At 56.0% G+C, this 23,008-nt stretch carries 23 protein-coding genes; 13 read left to right on the top strand and 10 right to left on the bottom strand.

Going from position 1 to position 23,008, the window contains the following annotated elements; all coding sequences use genetic code 11:
* The first annotated feature begins 23 nt into the window (after nucleotides 1-23).
* The 4 genes from V7730_RS06515 (at nucleotide 24) to V7730_RS06500 (ending at nucleotide 2,143) form a co-directional block, all read left to right on the top strand.
* On the top strand, nucleotides 24-383 hold the full coding sequence (locus tag V7730_RS06515; protein ID WP_335746787.1) for a copper-binding protein: 360 nt from the start codon (nucleotides 24-26) through the stop codon (nucleotides 381-383).
* 128 nt (nucleotides 384-511) lie between these two features.
* Nucleotides 512-883 (top strand): c-type cytochrome, encoded by a 372-nt coding sequence (locus tag V7730_RS06510; RefSeq protein ID WP_335746786.1) that lies wholly within the window; start codon nucleotides 512-514, stop codon nucleotides 881-883.
* A gap of 12 nt (nucleotides 884-895) precedes the next feature.
* A complete protein-coding gene (locus V7730_RS06505; RefSeq protein WP_335746785.1) occupies nucleotides 896-1,249 on the top strand; it encodes a copper resistance CopC family protein in 354 nt (117 codons plus the stop codon).
* A gap of 6 nt (nucleotides 1,250-1,255) precedes the next feature.
* Nucleotides 1,256-2,143, top strand: a complete 888-nt coding sequence (locus tag V7730_RS06500; protein ID WP_335746784.1) for a CopD family protein — start codon at nucleotides 1,256-1,258, stop codon at nucleotides 2,141-2,143.
* Between the two features lie 534 nt (nucleotides 2,144-2,677).
* Here the strand turns inward: V7730_RS06500 and msrA are convergent.
* Complete coding sequence (gene msrA, locus V7730_RS06495; protein ID WP_335746783.1) at nucleotides 2,678-3,187, bottom strand: peptide-methionine (S)-S-oxide reductase MsrA; 510 nt, start codon at nucleotides 3,185-3,187, stop codon at nucleotides 2,678-2,680.
* A complete protein-coding gene (msrB, locus tag V7730_RS06490; RefSeq protein ID WP_335746782.1) occupies nucleotides 3,184-3,633 on the bottom strand; it encodes a peptide-methionine (R)-S-oxide reductase MsrB in 450 nt (149 codons plus the stop codon). The genes msrA and msrB overlap by 4 nt, the downstream gene beginning before the upstream one ends.
* 134 nt (nucleotides 3,634-3,767) lie before the next feature.
* Between msrB and V7730_RS06485 the strand changes: the two genes are divergently transcribed.
* Nucleotides 3,768-4,286 (top strand): glutathione peroxidase, encoded by a 519-nt coding sequence (locus V7730_RS06485; protein WP_335746781.1) that lies wholly within the window; start codon nucleotides 3,768-3,770, stop codon nucleotides 4,284-4,286.
* On the opposite strand, the gene V7730_RS06480 is transcribed toward V7730_RS06485, so the two are convergent.
* The 7 genes from V7730_RS06480 to ade all read right to left on the bottom strand — a co-directional run bounded on the left by V7730_RS06480 (nucleotide 4,283) and on the right by ade (nucleotide 12,030).
* A complete protein-coding gene (locus V7730_RS06480; protein WP_335746780.1) occupies nucleotides 4,283-5,275 on the bottom strand; it encodes a GlxA family transcriptional regulator in 993 nt (330 codons plus the stop codon). The two genes, V7730_RS06485 and V7730_RS06480, sit on opposite strands and share 4 nt — an antisense overlap.
* A 64-nt stretch (nucleotides 5,276-5,339) precedes the next feature.
* Entirely contained in the window at nucleotides 5,340-6,209 is an 870-nt protein-coding gene (locus V7730_RS06475) for a DMT family transporter (RefSeq protein ID WP_335746779.1), read from the bottom strand.
* Between the two features lie 68 nt (nucleotides 6,210-6,277).
* A complete protein-coding gene (locus tag V7730_RS06470; RefSeq protein ID WP_335746778.1) occupies nucleotides 6,278-7,372 on the bottom strand; it encodes a sensor histidine kinase in 1,095 nt (364 codons plus the stop codon).
* Nucleotides 7,373-7,522: 150 nt separating this feature from the next.
* The gene (locus V7730_RS06465) at nucleotides 7,523-7,813 is read right to left on the bottom strand and encodes an HU family DNA-binding protein (RefSeq protein ID WP_335746777.1); all 291 of its coding nucleotides are present in this window, start codon (nucleotides 7,811-7,813) and stop codon (nucleotides 7,523-7,525) included.
* Nucleotides 7,814-7,949: 136 nt separating this feature from the next.
* On the bottom strand, nucleotides 7,950-9,419 hold the full coding sequence (locus V7730_RS06460; RefSeq protein WP_335746776.1) for an AMP nucleosidase: 1,470 nt from the start codon (nucleotides 9,417-9,419) through the stop codon (nucleotides 7,950-7,952).
* Nucleotides 9,420-9,430: 11 nt separating this feature from the next.
* Nucleotides 9,431-10,237, bottom strand: a complete 807-nt coding sequence (locus V7730_RS06455) for a hypothetical protein (protein WP_335746775.1) — start codon at nucleotides 10,235-10,237, stop codon at nucleotides 9,431-9,433.
* Nucleotides 10,234-12,030 (bottom strand): adenine deaminase, encoded by a 1,797-nt coding sequence (gene ade / locus V7730_RS06450; RefSeq protein ID WP_335746774.1) that lies wholly within the window; start codon nucleotides 12,028-12,030, stop codon nucleotides 10,234-10,236. Before ade ends, V7730_RS06455 begins: the two co-directional genes overlap by 4 nt.
* Nucleotides 12,031-12,079: 49 nt before the next feature.
* On the opposite strand from ade, the gene V7730_RS06445 reads away from it, so the two are divergent.
* The 6 genes from V7730_RS06445 to V7730_RS06420 all read left to right on the top strand — a co-directional run bounded on the left by V7730_RS06445 (nucleotide 12,080) and on the right by V7730_RS06420 (nucleotide 18,724).
* A complete protein-coding gene (locus V7730_RS06445) occupies nucleotides 12,080-12,505 on the top strand; it encodes a VOC family protein (RefSeq protein WP_335746773.1) in 426 nt (141 codons plus the stop codon).
* 73 nt (nucleotides 12,506-12,578) lie between these two features.
* Nucleotides 12,579-13,334: a class II aldolase and adducin N-terminal domain-containing protein gene (locus V7730_RS06440; protein ID WP_335746772.1), complete on the top strand. Its 756-nt coding sequence runs from the start codon at nucleotides 12,579-12,581 to the stop codon at nucleotides 13,332-13,334.
* Between the two features lie 74 nt (nucleotides 13,335-13,408).
* Nucleotides 13,409-14,569, top strand: coding sequence for an acyl-CoA dehydrogenase family protein (locus tag V7730_RS06435; protein ID WP_335746771.1), 1,161 nt, complete (start codon nucleotides 13,409-13,411; stop codon nucleotides 14,567-14,569).
* A 24-nt stretch (nucleotides 14,570-14,593) separates the two neighbouring features.
* Nucleotides 14,594-16,609 (top strand): acetate--CoA ligase family protein, encoded by a 2,016-nt coding sequence (locus V7730_RS06430; protein ID WP_335746770.1) that lies wholly within the window; start codon nucleotides 14,594-14,596, stop codon nucleotides 16,607-16,609.
* Nucleotides 16,610-16,621: 12 nt separating this feature from the next.
* Nucleotides 16,622-17,401, top strand: coding sequence for a carnitinyl-CoA dehydratase (locus tag V7730_RS06425; RefSeq protein WP_335746769.1), 780 nt, complete (start codon nucleotides 16,622-16,624; stop codon nucleotides 17,399-17,401).
* 72 nt (nucleotides 17,402-17,473) lie between these two features.
* Nucleotides 17,474-18,724, top strand: a complete 1,251-nt coding sequence (locus V7730_RS06420) for a glycosyltransferase family 4 protein (RefSeq protein ID WP_335746768.1) — start codon at nucleotides 17,474-17,476, stop codon at nucleotides 18,722-18,724.
* Nucleotides 18,725-18,732: 8 nt separating this feature from the next.
* On the opposite strand, the gene V7730_RS06415 is transcribed toward V7730_RS06420, so the two are convergent.
* Nucleotides 18,733-19,842: a polysaccharide biosynthesis/export family protein gene (locus V7730_RS06415; RefSeq protein WP_335746767.1), complete on the bottom strand. Its 1,110-nt coding sequence runs from the start codon at nucleotides 19,840-19,842 to the stop codon at nucleotides 18,733-18,735.
* 480 nt (nucleotides 19,843-20,322) lie between these two features.
* Between V7730_RS06415 and V7730_RS06410 the strand changes: the two genes are divergently transcribed.
* Both V7730_RS06410 and V7730_RS06405 read left to right on the top strand, forming a co-directional pair.
* Nucleotides 20,323-20,940, top strand: coding sequence for a sugar transferase (locus V7730_RS06410; protein ID WP_335746766.1), 618 nt, complete (start codon nucleotides 20,323-20,325; stop codon nucleotides 20,938-20,940).
* A gap of 140 nt (nucleotides 20,941-21,080) precedes the next feature.
* Nucleotides 21,081-22,967 carry a polysaccharide biosynthesis protein gene (locus V7730_RS06405; protein ID WP_335746765.1) on the top strand — a complete coding sequence of 629 codons (1,887 nt, stop codon included), beginning with the start codon at nucleotides 21,081-21,083 and terminating at the stop codon, nucleotides 22,965-22,967.
* Nucleotides 22,968-23,008 lie beyond the last annotated feature (41 nt).

Genomic DNA, 23,008 nt, shown 5'->3' with positions numbered 1-23,008 from the left:
AACCCAACCTGAAAGGACGACCTATGAAAACTCTCTGCCTTGCGCTTTGTGTTCTGGTTCTCAACGCCCCGCTCGCCATTGCACAGACGACCCACTCATCCGCGAACCATTCCACGATGGACCATTCAAACATGACGATGAGCCACGAGAAGATGGAAGGTGCTTTGCATACTAAGGCTATCGTCAACAGCTTTGGCGATGGCACGGTAAACGTCAGCCATGAACCGATCCCTGATATCGGCTGGCCTGCGATGACGATGGACCTGACCTTGCTGCCGGACGCCCAGATGATGGGCGATGTCGCGGCAGGGGATGCCGTCACCTTCATGCTGATTAAGGGCGAAGACGGCATGTATGCCATTGGCGCTATCATGCCAGGATAAGCGGCTAAATGAGCCAGAGGCGGTGCTTTTGGCCCAGACTTAACCCGACAGCACACAAGGAGAAATTGCGATGCGCCTAATAATATCTCTCGGGGGCGATAAGCCTGTTGATCGTCGGCGGTTGGTGGATGTTCCTGAAGCCTCCAGAGATGGCGGAGCAGCCGAGCAATACGGAAGGTGCCGCGATGGTCGAGGTGATTCTGCCCGCCAGTTTCACCATGCAGCAGCAGATGGGCGAAACAGCCTTCAACGCAAATTGCGCGGCGTGTCACGGTGATAATGGCGCAGGTCGTGACGGCATCGCGCCGCCCTTGATCCACAAAATCTACGAGCCAAGCCATCACGGCGACATGTCGTTCCAACTGGCCGCGTCGAACGGAGTTCAAGCGCATCACTGGCCGTTCGGGAATATGCCTGCCGTCGCGGGGGGCGCCCCCTCTGACATCACAGACATCACGGCCTACGTTCGCGCGATCCAGCGCACCAACGGCATCAATTAAGGGGTATAGGACATGAACGGGAAAATAATCTGGGTTGCACTGTTTGCACTGGCGATGGGAATTGGCCAAGCAGGGGCGCATTCGAAAAAGGAGGCATCAGTGCCAGCAAACGGTGCCGTCCTTGAGGCATCGCCTGACATGATTGCGATGACATTCGATATGCCGCTGCAGGTGACGCTGATTACGCTAACGGACCAAGATAGTGTGGCCCATGAGCTGATCCGTACCGATAATATGCAACCCGTCACTGAGTTCAACGCGGCCGTTCCGAATTTGCCAGCAGGCCTGTATTCGGTCGCATGGCGTGGTTTGGCGGATGACGGACACCCGATGCAAGGAGCGTTCAGCTTTGAAGTGTCCGAGTAACCCGTCATGCTGAACGAGGTAGCCTCTGCCGATGCCCTCACGTGGGTTTCCATCTGCGTCAAGGCGCTGGTCTATGCGACCTCCCTGACCGCAGCGGGGAGCGTCTTGTGTATTATCTTCCTACGCACTCTCCCTGCATCCGAGGTGGATGTGCTCAAACGGTTCGCGGTATGGCTGGCACTTACCGCTGCGGTCTTGTCGCTCCTGCGGATACCCTTGCGGGCGAGTTTTCTGATGGGCGGCACATGGCAGGGTGGAACAGATCCAATGATCCTCAGCATGGTGGCGCAGAGCCCTCTGGGAATAAGTATCGCAGTTCGGCTGATCGGTCTTGCGTTGATCCTCACCGTGTTGATCCCCGCCCGCTGGGGCAAGATCGCAGCGGGCTTTGGCGCGTTCTTTGTTGCTGCATCATTTGTGCTGCGAGGACACGCATTGGAAGAACCACGGCTTCTGCTGGGCGCTCTGATCACCGTGCATTTTCTTGGGCTGGCCTTCTGGGTCGGGGCGTTTGTGCCCTTATACCGCGTAGCTGGAATAGATCATAGAAATAGCGCGGCGCAACTTGCCCATGAGTTCGGGCACAAAGCGGTTTATGTAGTCACCAGTCTTACCGTCGCAGGCGGCATCACTCTTTGGCTCTTAACTGGCAATCCTGTCGCTGCAGCCTTCACGCCTTACGGGCAGTTTTTCCTGCTCAAGCTGGGTCTGTTTCTGGCTGTTATCAGTCTTGCCGCATGGAACAAAATGCAGATCACCCCTGCGTTGCTACGCGGCGATCCAATTGCCAGCGGCAGATTGCGAAGGTCAATTCGATGGGAGGCATACCTCGTGTTCTTGGTTCTTTTCACAACAGCTACGCTGACCACGTTAAGCGCGCCTGTTTTTCTCTAAAATCCTCTCTGTACGTCATTGAGATCTAATACAATTTTGAAAATTGTGAGTAACATTTCCGGCTGATATTTTGGTAAAGATCGAATGATCACTTTTCCATTCAGAGGTCTCCGGAACATCTGCCCCAACTGGGGCTAGCCCGCTACCTTTTGCTATTTATGTTCAAGCATTTTCATCAGATTGGTTGGGTAGCATAAGAGTTGAATTGCAGCAAGAAGTGCAATGAGGAAGTCGACTTTGAGCTGATTGCTACTGCAGTAATATGCTGGTCGTATTCACGCGTCGTGGGCTCATCGAACATCAGGCGCACACAGGAAATTGTGTTTGAACAAATGGCTCGTTTCAGGAAGCTGTACCGCAGCAGAGTTTGTATTTACCAATGTCCGCTACGGACCGTGTTTCCGGCGAGTGATTGTCTGGTTCCCCGAAAGCTGACTTTAGCTGCGGCACAGAAAATCGGCAAAGCGGGCTCTAAGCCGACTTTCACTGTGTTCAAAAAAAGGGGCCACCCGCAAAAGCGGGCAGCCCTCAATGTCACTCCGCTGCTGCGCGTTTTGGCAGGACCCAATCAGGGCGGGGGAAGTGGCAGGTGTAGCCGTTGGGCGTGCGTTCGAGGTAGTCCTGATGCTCTGGTTCCGCTTCCCAGAAATCTGATACAGGCTCTACTTCAGTCACGACTTTGCCGGGCCAAAGGCCGGACGCTTCTACGTCGGCAATCGTATCCAGCGCGACGGCCTTTTGATCCTCGTCTACGTAGTAGATCGCTGAGCGGTAGCTCACGCCCAGATCATTGCCCTGCCGGTTGGCGGTGGTGGGGTCGTGAATCTGGAAAAACAGCTCCAGTATCTCACGATAGCTAAGCTGACCGGGGTTAAAGACGACTTCAATCGCTTCGGCGTGGGTGCCGTGGTTGCGGTAAGTCGCATTCGGCACATCGCCGCCAGAGTATCCGACGCGTGTGCTAATTACGCCTTTTCGTTTGCGGATCAGGTCCTGCATGCCCCAGAAACATCCGCCTGCCAGTACTACGCGTTCGTTGCTCATGCTACGTCCTCCACTTGGTTAATGTATTGACCATATCCTTCGGCCTCCATGTCGTCTCGGTGGATAAACCGCAGTGACGCCGAGTTGATGCAATAACGCAGGCCGCCGCGGTCCTGTGGACCATCGGGAAAGACGTGGCCAAGATGGCTGTCCCCGTGTTTGCTGCGCACTTCGGTGCGGACCATGCCAAGGGTGGAATCGGTCAATTCCTGCACATGGGCCGGTTCGATCGGCTTGGTAAAGCTCGGCCAACCGCAGCCGCTCTCGTATTTGTCACCGGAGGCAAACAGCGGCTCTCCCGAGACGATATCAACGTAGATGCCCGGTTCTTTGTTGCTGAGCAGCTTGCCGGCGCCGGGACGCTCTGTCCCGCTTCGTTGGGTTACATAGAATTGTTCTTCCGACAGGGTCGCGACGACGTCGGGATTTTTGGTGTACTCTGGCACGGGATGCTCCTTGCGCTGTTGTTGCTGTATTAGATGGTGCTTTTATGGAAAAATCAAAGGGCTGCGCGCATCTCGTGCAACTCATTGTGATCTTCTTGCGTGTGTGAAGCGTATAATTCTGAGGAGGACGTGAAATGCGGCTGATTTCGGGGCTTATTTTATCCATCTGGGCAAACATTGTCGCCGCGGCTCCGCTGGATGCGGTCTTTCCTTCCATTGATGGCGGTGACATCGCGTTGAGCGATTTGGCAGGTCGGCCCGTGCTTGTGGTCAATACAGCGTCACAATGCGGATTTACCTACCAATATGACGGGCTTCAGGCGCTTTATGACCGTTACCGGGATCGCGGATTAGTAGTGCTGGCTGTCCCCTCGGATGATTTCAATCAAGAACTGGACAGCGCCGAAGAGGTCAAAGAGTTCTGCGAGATCAACTTTAACCTTACCCTGCCGATGACGGACATGACAAATGTGCGGGGCACGCGGGCGCATTCGTTCTACAAAGACGTAAAAGCGCAGACGGGCTTCATCCCGCGCTGGAATTTCAACAAGGTATTGATCGGTCTGGACGGTCAGGTGGTCGAAACATGGGGATCGAATGCGAAACCTGACAGCGGTGCGATCCCTCGAGCTATCGAGGCCTTGCTGAATTAAGTTTTCGCGGATTTGTCCGACCAAAGCACTTTGCCGTCGCTTGCCTCCAGCCCCGGCGGAATACCGTAGTTCGCGCGGTAGCTTTTCGAGAAGTGCGACAGAGATTTGAAGCCACAGGCCACGCACACATCCGTGACGGACAGATCAGTTTGGCGCAACAGGTTGCGACCTTTTTCAAGCCGGATGCGCAGGTAGTTTCGCTTGGGTGATATGCTGAGATATTTTGCAAACAACCGTTCTAGTTGGCGGGTGGAAAGGCCGACCACGTCGGCGATCTCATCCGGTGTGAGCGGATCTTCGATGTTGTTCTCCATCACTCGCATCGCCATCAGTAGTTTGGGATTACGCACTTCGGGGCGAGATTGGAGTGAGGCGCGCTGGGCGTCGGAATGAAGACGTGGCACGGTATAGACCATCTGGTCGGCTACCCATGTGGCCAGATCGGGGCCATAGTCATCACGCAATCGGTGTAACATCATATCCAATGAGGCTGCTCCGCCGGCAGAGGTAAAGATGCGTCCGTCTACGGAAAATATCGTGTCTTCCATAATGACGTCCGGCAGCATCTCAGCCAGCGCTATTTTGTACTCCCAATGGGTTGTTACGCGTTTGCCGGCGATCAATCCCGCCAGCGCTAATATATATGTTCCTGACGATAGTGCGCCCAGATCACCGCCGCGCCGCGCTTCGCGTCGCAGCCAACTCAGGACCGTCTTCGAGCTGGATTGGCCCGCGTTCTCGCCTGCGCAGATGATCAACGTCTCACCCCGCTCCAGTGGGGTAAGAGCGCTGTCCGCAGCGACTTTGACGCCATTATATGCTTCCACTGGCGCGCCTGTTTCAGACAGTAGCCGCCAGCGGTAGAACTTGCGCCTTGAAGGGTGATGATTGGCAAGCGACAGCGCGTCCAGTGCGCAGGAAAATCCCAGCGTGGAAAACCCGGGGATTAGCAGGAAGGCATATGCCTTTGATGGGGTCATGTCGGTCATAGACAACAGCTTATTGCCCTAGAGACTGCAGGTCTGGGCTTTCTGCGGCGTGTATGTGTCGGATTTACGCCTTAGTCTGACGCGATATCTGTACTGCAAGAATGCCAGCGGCAATGATGCCAACGCCTACAATGTCACGCGAACCAAGCGATTCCCCCAGCAGAACCGCCGCAATGGCGACACCGAAAAACGGGTTAAGAAAGTGGAATGTGGCCGCGCGGGTGGCGCCGATACGCCCGACCAGATTGAACCAGACCCACGTTGCCATCAGCCCCGGAACGAGGCAGGTGTAGATAAATGCCAGCGCGAGTGTCCAGCTTGGGTTTACTTGAGGGGTTTCAAACAGCAGCGTTGCAATGCTGAGCGTAACGCAACCCACGAGCATTTGCAGCCCCACCACCATCAGCAGATTCCCCCCACTGGATGCGCCGCGCACGGTGAGGGTGGCGATGGTCAGTGCCAGAACCCCGATGATGCATATTGCAACGCTTGTCAGATCGGCGCCCTGCGTGATCCGCGTGCCCATGATAAGCGCGACACCGGCCAGTCCCGCGACCAGACCAGCAATGCCCAACGGGCCTAGTCGTTCGCCCATAAACAACCATGCCGCCAGCGCGACCATTAAGGGCATGGTCGAGGCTATGATGGCGGCGAAGGACGCTTCGATCGTTTGCATGGCGATGAAGAACAGTCCGAGGTAGACCGTGTTTTGCAAAATGCCAAAGATAATCGTTGCCCGCCACTGGGCCCGCGTGAGGTGCCAGCTTTGGCCGAGTGCGCGTGCCAGTGCGATACCAATGATCCCTGAAACCAGGTAGCGTAACGAGAGCGCGAAAAGCGGCGAGGCATCGGCAACAATGATGCGGGCCGATGTGAAAGCAGAGGACCACATGAGCGCGAAAGCAAGGCCCAGTCCGATTGCGCGTAATTCCATGGCCTGAAGTCCTGTGCCTGCGTTTCCTGCCCGACCATCGGGCAGAAGTGGGTCAAGCACAACCGCGCTTAGTGCGCTTCAAACATCAATGTGAGCTGGGCGCCGTTTTCAGTAAGGTTCTGGGTAAGGGTGCCGCCCAGATTGGATGCAGCCGCCGCAACGATCTTGTTGCCGATGCCGCTGACACGGCTTGCTTCTGGCGGAGGCGCGGCAGAGCCGAGGCCATTGTCAGTGGCATGCAGGATCAGCGTTCCGTCATCTGATTTGTCCAGCACGATATCAACCGTGCCTTCTGCGCCGTTGGGGTGGCCGTATTTGATCGTGTTTGCCACAAACTCGGACAGGATGATCCCCACATCCGTTGCGAAACTGAAGGGTAAAGAGATGTCTTCGACCCGTAGCGTCACGGTGATATTTTCCGGTGTGGTCTCGCGCAGGCTGGCGACCAAGTCTTCAAGGTAGCCGGACATCCCGATGCTGCCTTGCAAGTTGGAGCGTTGAAGATGGTCGTGTAGGGCGGACATGCCGTCAATCCGGCGGTGCACGGCCTCAAGCGCTTCGCGGGCCGTGTCATTCTTCACGGCGCGTGTGTAAAGGCGAACAAGTGAAGAGGTCGCCTGAAGCGAGTTCTTGATCCGGTGGTCCATCTCAGCGCGGAGAATTTGTTCGTTGTGCAGGGCGCGGCGCAGGTCCAACTGGTTCATCACCTGCCGCGACAGAACCTTGAGCGTTTCCCTTTGAAGATCATTCAGCTCGCGGGGCTCATTTCCCAAAACGCACAACGTCCCCAGCGGCAGACCTGTATCTGTTATCAGTTGCGCACCCGCATAAAATCGAAGCCCCGGATTGCCCCGACACAGCGGATTGTCTGCCATCCGTGGATCAGTGAGGGTGTCTGGAATTTCGACAAACTCATCATCAAGGATCACATGTGAGCAGATCGACGTATCAAGCGGTGTTTCGCGGGCGTTCAGGCCCACTTCTGCTTTGAACCATTGGCGATCATTGTCGATCAGGTTCACCACAGATATGGGCGTCTCGCAGATACGTGCGGCGAGGGCTACGATATCGTCGAAGTCGCTTTCGCGTGGGGTGTCGAGGATGCCGTAGCTGCGGAGTGCCGCGATGCGCTTTTCGTTATCGGGATGGGGGGCCGCTCTCATTACAGTCTCCGGTTAGCAGCGCGAAGGCTGGTCCTGAACATTGTTCCGCATTGTTGCAGAAAGATTCGAAAAATCTAGATGACATCATACAAAAGAAAAGGGGGCTGCCAATTAGGCCTCCCCCTTTAACCGAAAACAGCAGCTGCTGTCTTAGCCGTTAACGCTGTCTTTCAGCGCTTTTGCGATTGTCATCTTAACAACCTTGTCGGCTTCCTTCTTGAACTGTTCGCCGGTCGCAGGGTTGCGAACCATACGCTCGGGGCGCTCACGGCAGTAGATTTTGCCAACGCCTGGAAGAGTCACAGCACCGCCGCCTGAAACTTCTTTGGTGATCAACGCGCATACTGCATCCAGAGCAGCGCTCGCGTTTTTCTTGTCGGTGCCCATTTCATCAGCCAGTGCGGCTACGAGTTGGGTCTTTGTCATTGGTTTGGTCGCCATTTTATTCTCCTCGACTGCCCGAATGTTGGGCCTCATCCGCGGAATGTAACGGTATGTAGTCGGCAAACACAACGAATAGTGGCGATATTTTCAACGAAATATCGGGTTTTTTGTAGTTTTTCTGCTGCTGGCGGGGTCAGAGGAAGGCGGTTTCGTCAAATGAGCGTAATTTCCTACTGTGAATCCGCTCCAGCGGCATGCCGCGAAGCTGTTCCATGGCGCGAATACCAATCATCAAATGGCGCGAAACCTGTGATTTGTAGAAGTCTGACGCCATGCCAGGCAGCTTGAGCTCTCCGTGCAGCGGCTTATCTGACACACATAATAGCGTGCCGTAAGGGACGCGGAAACGGTAGCCGTTGGCGGCGATGGTGGCGCTCTCCATGTCCAGTGCGATGGCACGCGACTGGCTGAGGCGTTGCACGGGGCCGGACTGGTCGCGCAATTCCCAGTTGCGGTTGTCGATGGTGGCGACGGTGCCGGTACGCATGATCCGCTTAAGCTCGTACCCCTCCAGCTGGGTTACCTGAGCCACGGCGCTTTCCAATGCGATCTGGATTTCCGCCAAGGCAGGGATCGGGACCCAAACCGGCAGATCGTCATCCAGCACGTGATCTTCGCGCAGATAGGCGTGGGCGAGTACAAAGTCGCCCAACTCTTGCGTGTTGCGCAAGCCCGCACAGTGGCCGACCATCAGCCATGCATGCGGACGTAGTACTGCGATGTGATCGGTTGCGGTTTTGGCGTTCGACGGACCCACACCGATGTTGACGAGCGTAATGCCGGAGCCGTCAGTGCGTTTGAGGTGATATGTCGGCATCTGCGGTAGCTTGGCCGAGACCGCAATCGGTGCATCCGGATCTGTGATCTCCTGATTGCCGATGGAGACGAAAGAGGTGTAGCCGCTAGCCGGATCACGCAACTGCGTGCGGGCATATTCTTCAAACTCGCTCACATAGAACTGGTAGTTTGTGAACAGCACGTGGCACTGGAAATGATCAGGGTCTGTGGCGGTGTAATGCGCCAGACGGGCAAGCGAATAGTCAATGCGCTGGGCCGTAAAGGGGGCCAATGGCCCCACGCCATCGGTTGGCACGTAGGTGCCGTTTACTATGTCATCATTGGTGGTGCTAAGATCGGGTACATCGAACACATCGCGCAGCGTAAAATCTGCGGCACCCTGTTGCGGTACAGTGATGCCGGAATCGCTCGCCATAGCAAAATGCACGGGGATCGGCGTTTCAGACGGTCCGATGTAAACAGGCTGGCCGTGGTTTTTGATCAGCAGGCCGATTTGCTGGATCAGATAGTTTCGAAACAGGTCGGGCCGTGTGATTGATGCGGCATAGGTGCCGGGGGCAGAGACGTGACCAAAGCTTAGGCGCGTGTCCACCTGCGCGTAGGAAGACGTTGTGAAACGAACCTCAGGGTAAAAGGCGCGGATACGGCTGTCGGGTGGTGCGTCGGCCATCGCGGCTGTGAAATGCTCGCGCAGAAATTCGACCGCCTCATTATAAAGTTCGGTCAACCGGTCAACGGCAGCGGTCGCGTTGGTGAAGGCTTCGGCTGAAGGCGCATCGGGGGTCAGGATTTGATGGTGCTGCATGACACTGCTTTCTAGTCTTTACTTTGGAAGAGGGAGCCGATTTTGCCCATAATTACGTCTGTACTGTCGGTGTCCTTGATATCAAGCGCTTCGACTGTGCGCATCAACTCCAGTCCATAAGCAAGCTCTGCCTCGCTTGGTTCCGGCGACGCGGTAGCGATCCAGCGAGCAAAAGGATCGGTGGTGTCACTATCATGATACTGTGCAAAATTAGTGATGCCCAGATCGCGCGCTGCAGTCGGGATATCAACCCCGAAGCGCTGTTTTAGAAACGTTTGAAAGGCCTCGGGTATGATGGGCTGGTCATTGGGGCCAAGGGCCTCCAGATCAGCGATGCCGTGGGTGTCCAGAATGGCCTGAACAGGGGTAATGTCTGTCCGCTCCAACGTGCCCGGTTCTGGGTAGCCCATCGCGAAGAACTGCAAAAGGATCAGCGGATCATCGGTGATGACGCCAAGGCTGCTATGGCCGATATGCACAAACTGTTGATTGCCCGCTTCATCAAGCCAGATCGCTACGCGCCCGCCATCGCCTGATGTCTCGCCAATCTCGGCGATGCGGGCATCAATTGTAGGGTCGGGTGTGGCCCAATGATCGGTATAGGGCAGACTGGTGCCGCCAAAGATGACGTGGCAGCTGACTGGATGGTTCAGAAGGTCTGAGGGATAGATAGACAGCCAGTGGTCCTCTGGCGCTCCGGCCCCTCGGATGTTGTGCCAGCCCTGATCCTCAAGCCAGCCGAAGGCTTCCACCAACTCAATCGGCAAAGTGATGCCATTGGGCATCAAGGAAGCAAGGTTCTGCGCAAAGGTTTTCATGACACAATGACATCGATAAATTCAAAGTTGCGCACGTCAACAAGCCCAAGATCTGAAATTCGCAGCTCTGGAATCACGACAAGCGCCAGCAGGGAGTGCTGCATGTAGGCGTTGTTGAGCATGCAGCCGCAATCGCGCATGGCCTGCATCATCGCATCGGTTTTTGCAGCAACGTCTGCGGCGGGATTGTCTGACATCAACCCTGCAATTGGCAAATCGATGGTGGCCAGTTCCGCGCCGTCCTTGAAGATCGTGATGCCACCACCAAGAGCGCGCAGATGGTTTGCTGCCAGCGCCATTTGATCGGTATCTGTGCCAACGACGATCATGTGGTGGCTGTCGTGCGCCACGGTCGAGGCCATGGCCATTTGGCCCGTATAGCCAAAGCCCGAGACTAGTGCATTGACCACGCCGCCTGTAGCGCGGTGCCGCTCTACCAATGCGATCTGCGCTATATCGCCGTGCGCGGTCACGCGACCTTCGGTCACCGGAAGTTCAAACTGGAGCGCCTTTGTCGGAGCCTGATTTTCTACGACACCAATCACGTTTGCAGTCACTGCATTGGCGCCAGCAGGGGCGCAGATGGTGAAGTCGTCCGGCTTAAGATCGCGTGCCATGTTAACGGTCTGGCGTGCGTGCTTGGGCCAGTTGTAGTGCGGGCAGTCCACAAGGCAGACACCGTCCTGCGCCACAACCTGACCACGGGCAATAACAGTCTCTATCGGGAGGGTTTTGAGGTCAGAGCTCAAGATCACATCGGCGCGTCGGCCGGGGGTCAGCGAGCCGATCTCGCGCTCCAGCCCAAAGTGGGTGGCGGTGTTGATCGTCGCCATTTGCAGCGCCACCAGCGGGTCACAGCCGCAGTCAATCGCGTGGCGAACCACGCGGTTCATGTGTCCGTCATTTACCAAGGTGCCGGAGTGGCAATCATCTGTGCACAAGATCATGTTGCGCGAATCAAGACCCCTCGCGGTGATCGCGGTGATCTGGCTTTCTACGTCATACCAAGCAGAGCCTAGTCTGATCATCGAGCGCATCCCCTGCCGCATCCGCGCTATCGCGTCCGCCTCGCAGGTGCCCTCATGATCATCCGCGGGACCGCCAGCCACATAGGCCGCAAAGGCAGGCCCAAGATCGGGTGAGGCATAGTGTCCGCCGACGGTTTTACCCGCCCGCTGTGTGGCGGCAATTTCCGCCAACATCTGCGGATCAGCATTGGATACGCCGGGGAAGTTCATCATTTCGCCCAGACCGATGATGCCGGGCCACGCCATCGCTTCGGCTACATCCTCGGCGCTGATCTCGAATCCTGTCGTTTCCATTCCCGGTGCCGAAGGCGCGCAGGACGGCATCTGGGTGAAGATATTGACGGGTTGCAACAGTGCCTCGTCGTGCATCATGCGCACGCCTTCCAAGCCCAGTACGTTCGCGATCTCATGGGGATCGGTGAACATGGAGGTGGTGCCATGCGGGATCACGGCGCGGGCAAACTCGGCCGGTGTTAGCATGCCGGATTCGATATGCATGTGCCCGTCGCACAGGCCGGGGATCATGTAGCGGCCTTGCGCGTCGATCATCTGCGTATCCGGCCCGCGACAATGCGCAGCCGACGGCCCAACAAAGGCGATGCGGCCCCGCACAATGGCGACGTCGTGATTTGGCAGCGCTTCGCGGGTGTGAACGTTCACCCAAGTGCCACTGGTGATGATCATATCGGCATGCGCGCGGCCTGCCGCGACCTTGACCAGATCAGCGGCCACATCGGGCCAAGAGGGAAATATTGCTTGTGTCATGTCCCAATCTTTCACAGGGTCAGCGCGGGTTCAAGCGGGGGTGGGTAGGATGGACTATGATAAGGTTGGTGCCGCTGCGTTCGGTAGCAGCTTGCGTGGGTTCGGACTGAACCTGCTAGTCCGCGATGTGACATCCCAGATTGCCTTTTTAGAGGCGGTCTTTGGCATGAAATCGTACCAACCAACCACGGATTTTGCCATCATGAAATATTCGGATCAGGTCTTTCAGTTGCACAGCGACGGGACCTATCATTCGAACCCGTTGCTGGGCCTGTTGCCGGAAACGCCGCCGCGCGGAGCGGGAATCGAAATCCGGCTTTACGACACGGACCCAGATGCGGCCTGTGCTTTGGCTGAAGCCGCGGGCGGCACGGTCTTGCAAACACCCACGGACAAGCCGCATGGTCTGCGCGAAGCATATATCCTGTGCACGAACGGCTACGCGTGGGTACCAAGCCGGTCATTAGAAGCGTAGGCATGATGTCGCAAACAAGACGGACTGACAGATTGCGGAATTGTCCTGTGAAACAACAAGAAGGAACAAGCAGATGAATGTGACTCAGATGAAGCCAAACATGGATCACTGGCAGGAACGTGTAGATCTGGCGGCAGCCTTTCGCTGGACCGCGCGGTTGAACATGCATGAAGGCGTGGCCAATCACTTCTCTCTTGCGGTGAATGACAGCGGATCAAAGTTTTTGATGAACCCCAATCAGGTGCATTTCAGCAGGGTCAAGGCAAGCGACCTGCTGCTGATTGATGCGGATGACCCCGAGACTTATGAAGGGCCTAGCGCACCGGACCCGACTGCATGGGGCCTGCACGGCGGAGTGCATGCGGTATGCGGCCATGCACGTTGCGTGATGCACGTGCATTCGATCTTCGCGACGGTGCTGGCGTGCCTGCAAGACAGCCGGTTGCCACCAATCGACCAGAATTGCTGTACCTTCTTTGATCGCGTTGTGATTGATGAAGACTATGGCGGTTTGGCCTTCGCGGATGAGGGCGCGCGCTGTGCCACGCTCCTGACAGACCCCAAGCAAAAAGTGATGGTCATGGGTAGCCATGGCGTCATGGTGATTGGCGACACCGTCGCTGACACGTTCAATCGTCTCTACTATTTCGAGCGCGCTGCCGAGACCTATATCCGCGCGCTGCAAACCGGCCTACCCCTGCGCCGGATCAGTGACGAGATCGCAGAAAAAACGGCACGGGAACTGGAAAACTACCCCGAACAAGACGCGCGGCATCTGGCCGAGTTGAAAGCAATCCTGGATTCGGAAGGAAGCGATTATGCAAAATGACATGGTGTTTGCGCCAAAAGAAATTCATGCGGCACCGTGCCGTTCAATGTCCGACTGAATAGAGAGAGCTGAATATGATTTACGGGCTGACCGAAGAGCACCAGATGATTGCGGACACAGTGCGCACTTTCGTCGAGAAAGAAATCTATCCCCACGAAGAACTGGTGGAACGCACCGGCGAAGTCCCTGCCGAGATCGCCCAACATATCAAGCAAAAGACAATTGATCTGGGTTTCTATGCCTGCAACTTTCCGGAAAGTGTTGGCTGTGCCAGTCTTTCCCACGTTGAATTCGCGTTGGTAGAGCGAGAGCTGGGGCGCGGTTCAATGGCGTTAAACCACTTCTTTGGACGGCCGCAAAACATTCTGATGGCCTGCGAAGGCGACCAGATTGAGCGTTATCTGATGCCCGCCGTGCGCGGAGAACGGATGGACGCGCTTGCCATGACAGAGCCGGGCGCGGGATCAGACGTGCGCGGAATGAAGTGTAGCGCTGTGCGCGATGGCGGTGATTGGGTGGTGAACGGAACCAAGCACTTCATCTCTGGTGCGGAGCATGCGGACTTTATCATCGTGTTCATCGCAACCGGTGAAGACCAGACGCCAAAAGGGCCCAAGAAACGCATCACCGCTTTTCTTGTGGATCGGGGCACGCCGGGTTTCACCATCCGTGATGGCTATAAATCGGTGAGCCATCGCGGCTACAAAAACATGATTCTGGATTTTGACGATTGCCGTCTGCCTGACGCCCAAGTTCTGGGTGAGGTCGATAGTGGTTTTGAGGTGATGAACACGTGGCTCTATGCCACCCGCATCACGGTGGCGACCATGAGCGTTGGCAGGGCCAGACGTGTATTTGATTACGCGCTCAACTATGCCGCCGAGCGTGAACAGTTCGGCCAGAAGATCGGCAAGTTCCAAGGTGTTTCTTTCCAATTGGCCGATATGGTGACCGAAATAGATGCAGCAGACTTGCTCACACTTGCCGCCGCCGACCGGCTTGATAAGGGGCTGCCTGCAAATCGGGAGATCGCCAGCGCAAAGCTCTATGCGAGCGAAATGCTCGCCCGTGTTACGGATGCGACGATACAGGTTCACGGAGGGATGGGTTTGATGGACGACTACCCGCTTGAGCGGTTCTGGCGTGATGCGCGGGTAGAAAGAATCTGGGACGGGACGTCGGAAATCCAACGGCACATCATCAGCCGCGAAATGTTGCGGGCCTTGGGCGCATGACCACCTCTTCGATGGACCTCTACAATGTCGCGTGATCTTTCGCGGTTGCTGCGCCCTAATTCCATTGCAGTGATTGGTGGCGGCGCTTGGTGTGCGCAGATTGTCAGGCAATCTCGTGGGATGAATTTCACAGGTCGGATTGACGTTATTCATCCGCGTTCGGAGGTCATTGAGGGCGTGCAGTCACTTCCCTCGTTGAGTTCTCTTGATCATGCCCCTGACGCGGTTTTCGTCGGGGTGAACCGGGTCGCTTCTATCGAGGTTGTCCGTGAGCTTTCTGCGATGGGAGCAGGCGGTGCTGTATGTTTTGCGTCAGGCTTTTCCGAAGCGGCAGCAGAGGATGGTAGCGGGGCGGATTTGCAGGCCGCCCTCGTTGATGCCGCAGGCGAGATGCCCATTTTGGGGCCTAACTGCTATGGTTTCATAAATGCATTGGACGGTGCGTTGTTGTGGCCAGACCAGCACGGCTGTGCACGCGTGGAAAGTGGTGTCGCGATCCTGACCCAGTCGTCCAACATCGCCATAAACCTTTCGATGCAGCTTAGAGGCGTGCCCATCGCTTATGTGGTCGCTTGCGGGAACATGGCGCAGACGACGCAGGCAAAGATTGCGTTGGAGCTGCTGGACGATCCACGCGTGACCGCGATTGGCCTGCATATCGAAGGGTTTGGAGATTTGGCTGATTGGCATGCGCTGGCATGTAGAGCGTATGAAAAGGGCATCCCCTTGATTGCGCTGAAAGTTGGGCGTTCGAATCAGGCCCAGCGGGCTGCGATATCGCATACGGCCTCTCTGGCTGGCAGCGATGCAGGGGCTACCGCGCTGTTGGAGCGTTTGGGGATTGGGCGCGTTACGAGCCTGCCGGTATTTCTGGAAACACTTAAACTGTTGCATATGGTGGGCCCGCTGGACGCGCCAACGTTGTCTTCCATCAGCTGTTCGGGTGGAGAGGCCAGTCTGGCAGCAGATACGGCTGTTGGGTCAGGGGTTTCTTTGCCACCGCTTACAGATGTTCAGCGCGCTGATTTGTCGGCGGCACTTGGGCCAATGGTCGCGCTGAGCAATCCGCTGGACTACCACACCTATATTTGGCGCGACGTACAGAGAATGACAGCGGCTTGGTTGCCGATGGCCGCGCCTCATATCGGCCTGACGATGATCATTGTAGACTATCCGCATACCGATGCCACTGATTGGGTCTGTGCAACCGAGGCAGCACTGGCGGTCCGCGCGCAAAGCGGCAGACCAGTTGCTGTTGTCGCGACGTTGCCCGAGCTGATGCCCTTGGACGTCGCTGCCAAACTGGCCGCCGGCGGTGTTGTCCCGATGAATGGCCTAAGCGAGGCCATCGCGGCGGCAGCCGTGGCTACAACCATTTGTAAACCTGATGAGTTGCCTGTGCTTTTTTCCGGCGCTGACCGCGAGGTGGCTTTGATGCAGGAAGCAACAGCTAAGGCCGCGCTGAGCGGCTTTGGTGTGCCAGTCCCAAAGGGTGTGGCCGTTGATCAACGCGCCGGACTGGATGCGGCAGCGGCTACTTTGGAAGGCCCTTTGGTCCTGAAGGTTACCGGCCTTGCGCACAAGTCCGAAGCGGGTGGCGTCCGGCTTGGGTTAGCGCCCGAAGAGGTTTCGGCGACGGCTGAGCATATGCCGGACGCAGGCTATCTGATTGAGGAGATGGTGCAGGGTGCGGTTGCAGAGTTATTGATTGGCGTGCTGCGCGATCCTGCGCACGGATTTGTTCTTACGCTGGGCGCCGGAGGGATCCTAACGGAGCTTTGGCAAGACACCGCATCGTTGTTGGTTCCGGCCCATCCGCAAGCCGTAGAAAAGGCTTTGCGGCGTTTGCGCATTTGGCCGATGATTGAGGGCTATCGCGGGAAACCCGGCGCTGATCTGGACGCAATCATTGCCGCAGTAATGGCGGTTCAGGACTATGTCATTGCCAATGCTGCTTCTGTCAGCGAGGTAGAGATCAATCCGCTTATGTGTACCCCCGATGCGGCAGTGGCCGTGGATGCGCTGCTGCGTCAAGCCTGAGGAGAAGAGACCATGGACCCCATCAAAATCCGTCGCGAAGGTGCCATTCTAGAAGTGACGCTGGACCGGCCCAAAGCCAATGCAATTGATCTAGTCACCTCGCGCCGAATGGGTGAGGTCTTTGCCGGATTTCGCGATGACCCCGAGTTGCGGGTGGCGATTATCACTGGCGGCGGTGATAAGTTCTTTTGCCCCGGGTGGGATCTAAAAGCGGCTGCTGACGGCGATGCTGTTGACGGTGACTATGGGGTTGGTGGTTTTGGTGGCCTTCAGGAATTGCCCGGCCTGAACAAGCCGGTGATTGCCGCGGTGAACGGTATCTGTTGCGGCGGCGGGCTTGAGTTGGCATTGAGCGCTGACATGATCCTTGCCGCGGATCACGCGACCTTCGCCCTTCCCGAAATCCGCTCTGGCACTGTGGCGGATGCGGCGAGTGTGAAGTTGCCCAAGCGTATCCCCTACCACATCGCGATGGAACTTTTGCTGACTGGTCGTTGGTTTGACGCGCGAGAAGGCAAGGGCTGGGGCCTGATCAATGAAATTCTCCCTGCAACTGACTTGATGGACCGCGCGTGGGAATTGGCGCGGCTATTGGCCTCTGGCCCGCCACTGGTTTATGCGGCGATCAAAGAAATTGTGCGCGACGCTGAAGATGCCAAATTTCAGGACGCGATGAACCGGATCACGCGGCGGCAGCTGCGCAGCGTAGATATACTTTATTCCTCTGAGGACCAGATGGAAGGTGCGCGTGCCTTTGCGGAAAAGCGGGACCCCGTCTGGAAGGGTAAATAGTAAATTTGCCAAAACTGGACTTAGTGGGTTATTCAGGTTTAATTTTGAGATGACAAAAGGCTGAATTTTCAAATGAATATTATGTTTGTGCACCAGAATATGCCAGGTCAGTACCGCGAACTCGTGCAATGGTTGGCTGAACAGGGCGAGCATCGGATTTATTTCCTTACCCAACGGAAAAACGCACCCAAGATTGCGGGTGTGGAGACGCGCCTCTACACTCCCCATCACAGTCCGACGAAAGAAGCCTACGGTCTGAGTAACGTCTGGGAGGAAACGACCGGTGCTGGCTTTGGTGCGGCTCTGGCCTGCCAGAAGATTGAGCGTGACGAAGAGTTCAAGCCCGATCTCGTTGTGGGACATGTCGGTTGGGGCGAGCTGACGTTCTTCAAGCAGATCTGGCCGGATGTCCCGATTATCGGCTTTTTTGAATACTACTACCGCCTTTTTGGCGGGCCTGTGAACTTTGACAAGGAAGAGCCCGTCAATGCGCACACGCCTTTCCTGCTTCATGCGCGCAATGTCGTCCCCGCCTTGAACATTACGTCAGTGGATCGAGGCCTAAGCCCGACGAAATGGCAGCGCGACTGCTTTCCGCCAGAAATGCACAGCAAGATTTATGTGTGTCATGACGGCATTCGGACAGACAAGCTCAAGCCGGGCCAAAACGCGCAGCTGAAACTGGGGCGAATCGAAAAGCCAGTGGGCCGTGGAGATGAAATCGTTACCTATATGGCGCGCAATCTTGAACGGATGCGGGGGTTTCACAAATTCATGCGCGCTTTGCCCGATATCCTAGAGGCCAGACCAAATGCCCGCGTTTTGGTTATTGGCGGTAACGAGGTATCCTACGGTTCCAAAAGCAAAAGCCCCGGAGGTCTACGCGGAGAGATGGAGGCCGAAGTTGGCGATCGTGTGGATTGGAGCCGGGTGCATTTTCTGGGACAGGTGCCTTACGCTGAATACCAGAAAATCATCCAGATAAGCCGCTGCCATATCTATATGACAATGCCGTTTGTGCTGTCTTGGTCGCTTCTCGAAGCCATGTCTATGGAGGCGACCATTGTGGCCTCTGACGTCGAACCGGTCCGCGAGGCGATGACTCATGGTGAGACTGGTTTGCTGGTTGATTTCCATGACCACAAAGCACTGGCGCAGCAGGTGGTTAAGGTGCTTGAGCGGCCGCAAGATTTTGCCCATCTTGGACCAGCTGCGCGCCGCCATGTGGTTGAGCACTATGACTTTCTGACAAAATGCTTGCCAGAACATATCGCGGAAATGAATGCCCTGCTGCCACAGGACAAACAAATAGCCATGCCGTAATAGCCGGTTTAGTTCGTGGTTGCGTTCAGCAACCCGAAGGCCGATCCAACAAGTCCAAATACTACTCTGGCACTTGAAATCGGGCTTTCGGTGGCGAGGACAAGATCGCCGGAGCTGATATAGAAATTCCGTGCCGAAAACAGGCCGTCTGATGTTGTCAGGTCAATGGTAAACACAACGCGCTGTTTGCGTGGGCCACGCTGACCCGAGCTGAGCGCTGATGCAGGGTACTCACGCAAGACCAGTACGCCTTTGGGGTTAGCACGGTTGTCGTTCACCCCGCCCATGATGGATAGCGCATCAAGTGCGGAAATCTGGTCGCGGTTGAAGTCGAACTGGTTTTCAGTACCGGTGGCCCCAAGGGCAAGGAAATAGCGGTTGTCGGCTTCAACGATGATCTGGTCGCCACCATTCAAGCGGGTATCAAGTTTCGGATTGTCGAACAGCCGATTTAGCGAGGTGCGATAGGTGTTGTGGCCGCGGACCAGCTTGACCTGCGGGTTTTTGAGCGCCGCGTTGGCGCCGCCAGAGGCCGATATCGCAGCAAGCACTGAAAAATTCTGATCTGGCAACTTGATGTTGCCGGGTGTGCGTACTCCGCTGACCATATCAACCGAGTTGAAGCGGCCTTCGGCCATCGACAATTGAACCTGCGCACCCGGTGCGACAGCCTCAAGTTGGCGCTGCAACAACTCGCGTGCGCTATCGGGGGTGCGGTCTGCAACGCGCACTTTACCTACGTAAGGCACAAAGACCGTGCCGCTTTCCGAGACGCGAACAGCGGAAAGGTTTGTGTTGCGTGCCCCGGGGCTCAGTAGGAGAGAATTTTCCGAACTGTCCCAGATTACAACGTCAAGTGTATCACCGGGTCGGATAATTTGGGCGTTTGACCCGTGGCTATGCGAAAGCCAGCTATAGTGGCGCTCTCCGGTGGATGGCCATTCAGTAAGACTGGGCAGGAATGATTTTGATACTGGATATACTGCAAAATCAGCTTCTGGCGTATTCGACCCTTTGACTATCTCCGCTCGAATAGCTGCGCCGCGTGGCAACGTTCCGCAGGCTGCCATTGAGAAGCAGAGCACAGCCCATAGGAGGTATTTGGTCAACTTACTCATTTACGCCACCGCTCATCTATTGCTTATCCAACACTTCTTACGCGCTTTGTAGCCAGCGGGTTCGCGTTGATCACTATTGTCGGGCAAGATACTCTATGACGCCTCAAGGTCAATCTGTTCGGCGTAATGATCCATAGCCGCATCGGCATTTTTACCACCGGAAGGCGATTTTGGTGCTGCAGGACCGAAAGAAAGCACACTGGCGATAGACAGATGCGGAGCGGGTTGGCCAAAGGTGAACAGTGGACCGAGCCATGCGGTTCTACAGGATGGTCGGAAAGTCGCCTATCGTGAGCCTCTGTAGTGCGGCAGAACAGCCACAGTTGTGCGGGTTTTAGATGCGCCCCAATGGAGCTGCTCGCATCTATTTTCCCAAAGCTGGTATCAGCCATGCTGGCTGCGCTGCTCAGCAACCGCGCGGCTACCCCCGCGAAACCGATGCAAACGCGATGCGATACCCACACAAGGATCCTGACCATCATGACAATGCGAAAACGCCTTTTTGATCTGTTCTTTGCGAGCCTGTTGGTGGTCATTTTGGGGCCTGTGATCTTGTTGTTGGTGATCTACATTTATCTCAAGCAGGGGCGTCCTTTGTTTTACGTTGCTGAGCGTATGAAGGCGCCAGATGAGTCTTTCGGCTTGATCAAATTTCGCACCATGACGGTTGTAGATCAGGATCAAGGTGTTTCAGGGGCGAACAAAGCCTCCCGGGTCACGCTGTTGGGAGCCAGGTTGCGGTCGAAGCGACTAGACGAATTTCCCCAGCTCTGGAACATATTGAAGGGGGATCTTTCATTTGTCGGCCCGCGGCCTCCGTTGCGGGAATACGTCGAGCGGTTCCCGGAGATTTATGGTAAGGTCCTGAAATCCCGTCCGGGCGTGACGGGGCTGGCAACGATCCGGTTTCATAAGCACGAAGAACGGCTGCTGACCCGCTGTGACACGGCAGAGAAAACCGATGATGTTTATTGTCGCATTTGCATACCGCGTAAGGCAAAGCTCGATCTGATTTACCAGCGTCACCAGAATGTCTGTTATGACTTTGATCTGGTCTTCCAGACGATTGGAAATCTCTTTAGGCGGACAAAAGTCTAAACCATTTAGAAGCAGATGATTTGTTATGAAAACGTATCCATTGCGGTTAAGGTAATGCGTGGATAGCGTTTAGGTGCGCCGAGGGGTGCTTGGTGTTTTGAATTTTTGCCGGTCGTATGGTGAAACGGGTGGGTCGGGTCATGTTGAACTGGGTTAAGTCTCTGAACAAGGTGCACAAGCGCCGGATCATGCTTTTGCTAGACGGTGTACTGGTGCTTGTTGCGCTGGCGATAGCCTTTGCTGCGTATCCGTTGCCCGGCGGCGTGATGGGGAATCTTGGTAGCTACATGCTGCTGATGCCATACATGGTGGTCATCGCGGTTGGGGTTTCGATCTGGTTCGGTATCAACGATATCCAGGTAAGCGCGTATGATGCAGCATCGGTTGGTCTGACTGCACTTCACGCGATGTTGCTGGGAGTCGCTTCTGGTATTTTCGCAGATATTGCCGGTCTTGATCTGAATCTTGGGCTGCATTTGATCTTTGGGGTTGTGTTCTTCTGCCTCGCTGTCGGAAGTCGCGCGATGTTGCTTCAACTCGTTTTTGCTGTTTACCGCAATTCGAGCAAGCGGACGCGGGTGTTGATCTATGGCGCAGGTACAACCGGTGTGCAACTTGTTGCGGCGCTGCGCGGACACGAGGCGATTCATGTGGTCGCGTTTGTAGATGATAGCAAAAGCTTACAAGGGATGCGTGTACACCGCCTGCCAGTATACTCACCGATGAGCATTGCGGAAATCGTGAAGGAAAAGCAGATCGATCGCGTGCTGCTTGCCGTCCCATCGTTGAACCGCCTGAAGCAGGCGCAGATCGCGCGTCGGCTGGAGCGGATGGGGTTGGAAGTACAGACGCTGCCATCATTCTCTCAGCTGATTGGAGCCGACGCGCTGGTGAACAAGTTGACGCCTGTGTCTGCGCGCAGTTTTCTGGGGCGCGCCGAAGTTGCACACCCGTTGGGCGATGCAAGTCTTTGTTATAAAGGCAAGGTGGTGCTGATTTCCGGCGCGGGGGGGTCGATAGGCTCTGAGTTGTGTCGTCAGGTGATCGAATGCAAGCCGTCCAAATTGATCCTGTTTGAGCTTAGCGAGCTTGGCTTGTATAATATCGACATGGAACTGCGCGGCATGATGCGGCATGACGCGCTCGACATCGAACTGGTGTCAGTACTTGGCTCGGTTACGGACAGTCGGCAGGTTCGGAAGTTGATGACCAATCACAGCGTTAACATTGTCTTGCATGCTGCTGCCTACAAACATGTGCCATTGGTCGAAGCAAACCCTTTGACTGGTTTGGTCAACAATGTCTTTGGGACCCAAACGCTGGCTGAACAGGCCGTGAATGCGGGCGTTGAGCGTTTTATGCTAATATCTTCGGACAAGGCCGTGCGTCCAACAAATGTAATGGGCGCCTCCAAGCGGCTGGCCGAACTTGTCTTGCAGGATTTGGCAAAGCGTCAGGGGCCTGACGGGACGGTGTTCTCAATGGTGCGTTTTGGGAATGTGCTTGGGTCTTCCGGCTCTGTTGTGCCGCTGTTTCAGGAACAATTGAGCCGTGGCGGGCCGCTGACAGTGACCGACAAGGGGGTTGAACGGTATTTCATGACTGTTCAGGAGGCTGTCCAGTTAGTGCTTCAGGCTTGTTCGGTCAGCCAAGGGGCGGAGGTGTTCGTTTTGGACATGGGGCAGCCGGTGCCGATATTGCAGCTGGCGCGCCAAGTGATTGAGAGTGCCGGATACGAGGTACGTGACGAGAACAACCCTGATGGGGATGTTGAGATTGAGATTACGGGCCTGCGCCCAGGCGAAAAAATGTCAGAAGAGCTCACGCTGTCAAATGACCTGTTCGGAACAGCCTATCCCAAAATCTTCATGACACGCGAAAAAGGTCTTTCGCAAATCGAGATTGCCAGCGCTTTACGGCGCCTTCGAGAGGCTTTCGTGGCTTGTGACGAAGACATGGCGCGTAATGTCGTACGGCGCTGGGTTGAAGGGTTTGACGATGTGATGTCAAAGGCCGATGTATCCTAACGCGATGCGCAGATTTGTCACGCAGGGGCGCTATCATTCCC

Source organism: Sulfitobacter sp. (assembly GCF_036961165.1).
Classification (GTDB): domain Bacteria; phylum Pseudomonadota; class Alphaproteobacteria; order Rhodobacterales; family Rhodobacteraceae; genus Sulfitobacter.
Note: the sequence above shows the minus strand (reverse complement) of the source record. Positions and strands in the feature narration are given on the sequence as shown.

Bases quoted from the DNA above. Each gene is read 5' to 3' on its own strand.
- V7730_RS06515 (WP_335746787.1), top strand. From the start codon at position 24: ATGAAAACTCTCTGCCTTGCGCTTTGTGTTCTGGTTCTCAACGCCCCG.
- V7730_RS06510 (WP_335746786.1), top strand. From the start codon at position 512: ATGTTCCTGAAGCCTCCAGAGATGGCGGAGCAGCCGAGCAATACGGAA.
- V7730_RS06505 (WP_335746785.1), top strand. From the start codon at position 896: ATGAACGGGAAAATAATCTGGGTTGCACTGTTTGCACTGGCGATGGGA.
- V7730_RS06500 (WP_335746784.1), top strand. From the start codon at position 1,256: ATGCTGAACGAGGTAGCCTCTGCCGATGCCCTCACGTGGGTTTCCATC.
- msrA (WP_335746783.1), bottom strand. From the start codon at position 3,187: ATGAGCAACGAACGCGTAGTACTGGCAGGCGGATGTTTCTGGGGCATG.
- V7730_RS06485 (WP_335746781.1), top strand. From the start codon at position 3,768: ATGCGGCTGATTTCGGGGCTTATTTTATCCATCTGGGCAAACATTGTC.
- V7730_RS06480 (WP_335746780.1), bottom strand. From the start codon at position 5,275: ATGACCGACATGACCCCATCAAAGGCATATGCCTTCCTGCTAATCCCC.
- V7730_RS06475 (WP_335746779.1), bottom strand. From the start codon at position 6,209: ATGGAATTACGCGCAATCGGACTGGGCCTTGCTTTCGCGCTCATGTGG.
- V7730_RS06470 (WP_335746778.1), bottom strand. From the start codon at position 7,372: ATGAGAGCGGCCCCCCATCCCGATAACGAAAAGCGCATCGCGGCACTC.
- V7730_RS06465 (WP_335746777.1), bottom strand. From the start codon at position 7,813: ATGGCGACCAAACCAATGACAAAGACCCAACTCGTAGCCGCACTGGCT.
- V7730_RS06460 (WP_335746776.1), bottom strand. From the start codon at position 9,419: ATGCAGCACCATCAAATCCTGACCCCCGATGCGCCTTCAGCCGAAGCC.
- V7730_RS06455 (WP_335746775.1), bottom strand. From the start codon at position 10,237: ATGAAAACCTTTGCGCAGAACCTTGCTTCCTTGATGCCCAATGGCATC.
- ade (WP_335746774.1), bottom strand. From the start codon at position 12,030: ATGACACAAGCAATATTTCCCTCTTGGCCCGATGTGGCCGCTGATCTG.
- V7730_RS06445 (WP_335746773.1), top strand. From the start codon at position 12,080: ATGGACTATGATAAGGTTGGTGCCGCTGCGTTCGGTAGCAGCTTGCGT.
- V7730_RS06440 (WP_335746772.1), top strand. From the start codon at position 12,579: ATGAATGTGACTCAGATGAAGCCAAACATGGATCACTGGCAGGAACGT.
- V7730_RS06435 (WP_335746771.1), top strand. From the start codon at position 13,409: ATGATTTACGGGCTGACCGAAGAGCACCAGATGATTGCGGACACAGTG.
- V7730_RS06430 (WP_335746770.1), top strand. From the start codon at position 14,594: ATGTCGCGTGATCTTTCGCGGTTGCTGCGCCCTAATTCCATTGCAGTG.
- V7730_RS06425 (WP_335746769.1), top strand. From the start codon at position 16,622: ATGGACCCCATCAAAATCCGTCGCGAAGGTGCCATTCTAGAAGTGACG.
- V7730_RS06420 (WP_335746768.1), top strand. From the start codon at position 17,474: ATGAATATTATGTTTGTGCACCAGAATATGCCAGGTCAGTACCGCGAA.
- V7730_RS06415 (WP_335746767.1), bottom strand. From the start codon at position 19,842: ATGAGTAAGTTGACCAAATACCTCCTATGGGCTGTGCTCTGCTTCTCA.
- V7730_RS06410 (WP_335746766.1), top strand. From the start codon at position 20,323: ATGACAATGCGAAAACGCCTTTTTGATCTGTTCTTTGCGAGCCTGTTG.
- V7730_RS06405 (WP_335746765.1), top strand. From the start codon at position 21,081: ATGTTGAACTGGGTTAAGTCTCTGAACAAGGTGCACAAGCGCCGGATC.